This is a genomic window from Actinomycetota bacterium (genome assembly GCA_035759705.1).
Lineage (GTDB): Bacteria > Actinomycetota > CADDZG01 > JAHWKV01 > JAHWKV01 > JAJCYE01.
Map to the genome: position 1 here is coordinate 1 of DASTUJ010000157.1, position 3672 is coordinate 3672.

The 3672-nt window shown below is 65.6% G+C and carries 5 protein-coding genes; 1 reads left to right on the forward strand and 4 read right to left on the reverse strand.

The genetic code is table 11. The features are described 5' to 3' along the window. Both VFV09_10750 and trpC read right to left on the reverse strand, forming a co-directional pair. A partial coding sequence (locus VFV09_10750) for a tryptophan synthase subunit beta (GenBank protein ID HEU4868193.1) occupies positions 1–349 on the reverse strand: 349 nt, incomplete at its 3' end. Continuing rightward, a complete protein-coding gene (gene trpC / locus VFV09_10755) occupies positions 350–1144 on the reverse strand; it encodes an indole-3-glycerol phosphate synthase TrpC (protein HEU4868194.1) in 795 nt (264 codons plus the stop codon). 63 nt (positions 1145–1207) lie between these two features. On the opposite strand from trpC, the gene VFV09_10760 reads away from it, so the two are divergent. Continuing rightward, entirely contained in the window at positions 1208–1699 is a 492-nt protein-coding gene (locus tag VFV09_10760; GenBank protein ID HEU4868195.1) for a hypothetical protein, read from the forward strand. Between the two features lie 20 nt (positions 1700–1719). Here the strand turns inward: VFV09_10760 and VFV09_10765 are convergent, their stop codons facing one another. Further along, positions 1720–2292 carry a Uma2 family endonuclease gene (locus VFV09_10765; protein ID HEU4868196.1) on the reverse strand — a complete coding sequence of 191 codons (573 nt, stop codon included), beginning with the start codon at positions 2290–2292 and terminating at the stop codon, positions 1720–1722. Positions 2293–2696: 404 nt separating this feature from the next. Continuing rightward, positions 2697–3672: chorismate-binding protein (locus tag VFV09_10770; protein ID HEU4868197.1), on the reverse strand; the 976-nt coding region annotated here is incomplete at its 5' end.

Consider the following 3672-nt stretch of genomic DNA (forward strand, 5'->3'; position numbering starts at 1 on the left):
CGGTCTCGGCCAGCACCCGGGTCTTGCCCATCCGTTTGGTCAGCAGCAACTGGCCCAGGGTGTTGTTGATCTTGTGGGCGCCGGTGAACGCCAGGTCCTCCCGCTTCAGCCAGATGCGGGCGCCGCCGGCCATGTCGGTCAGCCGGGTGGCCAGGTAGAGCGGTGTCGGGCGGCCGATGACCTCTTTGTTCAGGCGGTCCAGCTCGGCGTGGAAATCTGGGTCGGCCCAGGCCTCGACGCGGGCTGCCTCCAGCTGGCGAAGGGCCTCCATGAGGGATTCGGGGACGAAGACGCCGCCGTACTCGCCCCAGCGCCCGCGGCTGTCGGCTGCGGTTGTGGTAGGGGTCATCTACTCAGTGGATTCGGCGCCCAACAGGTCCGCCGCGGCGCGGGCCGGGTCCGCGGCGCGCATGAGGGTCTCGCCGACCAGGATGGCGTCGATGCCCGCCTCCTGCAGGTCCTCCACCTGCTTTCGGGAGGTGATCCCGCTTTCGGCGACCATCGAGACGTCGGTGGGGATCTGGCGCCGCAGCTTGATGGCGAGAGTGGTGTCGACCTCAAAGGTCGAGAGGTTCCGCTGGTTCACCCCCACCAGTTTGGGATCGATGTCGAAGGCGGCGTCCAGCTCGTGGGGGTCGTGAATCTCCACCAGGGCAGTCAGGCCGTAGTCCGAGGCGGCGGCGGCCATCTCGGCGAACAGCCCCTTGTCGGGAAGCCCGGCGACGATGAGCAGGATGGCGTCGGCGCCCCCGGCCCGGGCCTGGACGATCTGGTACGGATCGACCATGAAGTCCTTGCGGAGGATAGGCAGCTTGCAGGCGGCCCGGGCCTTGGCGAGGTCGTCCATCGACCCGTTGAAGAACTGGGGCTCGGTCAGCACCGACATCGCCGAGGCGCCGCCCTGGGCGTAAGCCTCGGCCGCCTGCCCGGGCTCGAAGTCCTCCCGGATGATGCCTTTGGAGGGCGACCGGCGCTTGAACTCGGCGATCAACGAGATGCGCTCGCCCCTCATGGCGGCAAGAAACGGCCTGGTCTGACCCATGGTCTGGGCCTCCCGGTCGAGGTCCCCGAACGACATCTTTCGCTTCTCGTCCTCCACCCGGTCGTAGGTGAATTCGAGGATCCGGTCCAGGTAGGTGCGCACCGCCTCACGATAGCGCGGTTGGTCGGGACGGGCTTTGTTCCGGCATCGCATAGGATCGGCTGCATGGAACACGTAATCATCCGCAAGCTCGAGCACCTCTCCGGCACCCCCACCCAGCCCCGGCTGGAGTACGCGTGCGAGATCCGGGACCGTCCCGGCCCGGTCAACAAGAACGGAGCCTTCGAGGACGAGGACATCTGGGTTCAGCTGGTCGGCGGGCTGATGATCGCCAAGGCCCGGATCAAGCTGTGCTGGTCCGGCGAGTACTCCGACATCCGCGAGATCAAGGCCCGCACCCAGGGCTCGGCTCTGCACGACATGGACAGCTTTTGGAAAGGCCGTCCCCGCTGGGGATACGCCGCAGTGGCGTCGCTGAAGGCTGAGACGTGGATTCCACCTTTCTGGGCCGGGCCGAGGACCTACGGTTACGAGTGGGTGCGCCTGGATGACGACAAGAAGCTCAAGACCTGGCTCGACAAGAAGGACCCGCCTCGCGGCGGGGAGTTCCTGAGGGCCGATTTCGACTCCTGGCTGCGGAGCAAGAAGACCTACTAACCAACCGCGGCGGCACGCAACTACTCCTCCGCCAGCGCCTCGTCGACCGGAACCGACAATCCGGGCAATCCTGCAGACTGCAGGCTTTGACCCGGATAGAGGATCGCAGGAGCCGGATATGTATCACCGGCCAGCACGTGGACTTCAACCCGCTCCGCCTCCAGGTCCACGAACCAGAACTCGGGGACCCCGAATCGCTGGTAGAGATCGAGCTTGCGGACTAGATCCAGCCTGCGGGTCGAGGGCAAAGAGATCTCCACCACGAGATCAGGGGGACCCTGCATGTTCTTGTCCCCGATTCGCTCCAGGTGATCGGCTCGGACGAACATGAGATCCGGTTCCACCACGTTATCCTCGGCGAAATAGACGTCCAGCGGAGCGAAGTACGCCTTCCCTCCCGCTTGGGATGCGTACTCGCGCAGCCTCAAGAACAGGTTGCCAGCAGCTTCCTGGTGCCTGGGGACCGGGGAGGCATGCACTATGAGCTCACCGTCGATGATCTCTCGCCGGACGTTGTCCTCGGGAATGGCCTCCAGATCCGCGTAGGTGTACCGCCGCCCCGCTGCGGGCCCTGCCGAAGCCGAAACTGACATCGGGCACCTCCTCTCATGAGCAAGAAGACTACTCAGCACCGGTGACAGACCAGTCTAGACCTCGTAGACCTGTGATCTTGGTCCACGGGGTCGGTCGAATTAGCAGACCCGGTTCAGCCCTACTATCTCGTAGCGGAAAAACTCGCCCTCGCTCCAACGCTCGTACCGTAGAACCACCCCATCAGTCCTTTGGACGGGATCGTCAATCCGTCAAAGCCGGCGTAGCCGGTGATCTCACCGCCAAAGGGGTGCCAGTCGAACTTGCCCGTGTTAGACGGGTCTCCCCAGCGCTGGAACCACACCGACTCCGGGAGACCGCTTTCGTTGACCCTTGAGGTGTACCTCAACCGGGACGCCGGCGGAGTACAGAGTTGATCCTCCAACTCGGATGACGACATCGCGATCTACGGCTGCCGGGCCATCGCCCACGCGGTCAGGAGCGCCTTCGCCTTGTTCACCGTCTCCAGCCACTCCGTGTGCGGATCGGAGTCCGCCACGATCCCCCCGCCGGCCTGAATGTAGATCTTCCCGCCCACCACGTACGCCGTCCGCAACGCGATGCAGGTGTCGAGGTTCCCCGAGAAGTCGAAGTAGCCCACCACCCCCGAGTACGGTCCCCTCCGGGTTGGCTCCAGCTCGTCGATGATCTCCATCGCCCTGATCTTCGGCGCCCCCGACACGGTTCCCGCCGGGAACGACGCGTACAGCGCATCCAGGCCGGTCTTGCCTTCGCTCAACTCCCCCACCACCTGCGAGGTCATATGCATGATGTGCGAGTACCGCTCGATAACCATGAACTCCTCGACCTCGACGCTGCCGTAGCTGCACACCCGGCCCAGGTCGTTGCGGGCCAGGTCCACCAGCATCACGTGCTCGGCCCGCTCCTTGGGGTCGGCGAACAGGTCGTTGCCCAGCGCCTCGTCCTCCTCCGGCGTGGCCCCGCGGGGACGGGACCCGGCGATAGGGCGCTGCAGAACCCGCCGGCCCTCCACCTTGATCAGGGGCTCCGGGGACGACCCCACCAGCGTGATATCCGGGTGCTTCAGGAAGAACATGTACGGACTCGGGTTGACCAGGCGCAGCGTCCGGTAGACGTCGAACGGGTCGCCCTCCTGAGGCGCGGAGAACCGGTGCGACGGGACCACCTGGAAGATGTCGCCCGCCCGGATGTACTCCTTGGCCTTCTCGACCGCGTCCATGTAGCCCTGCTCGCCGAGCGTGCTCGGAGGCAGGTCAAACTCCGCCTTTTCGACGCCCTTCGGCGTGTAGGTCAGCGGCTCGCCCAGCTTGGCGACCAGCTCCCTGGCCCGGGCGATCGCATGGTCGTAGGTGTCCTCGCCGACCACGTTGGCGACGACGGTCAGCCGCTGGCGCAGGTGG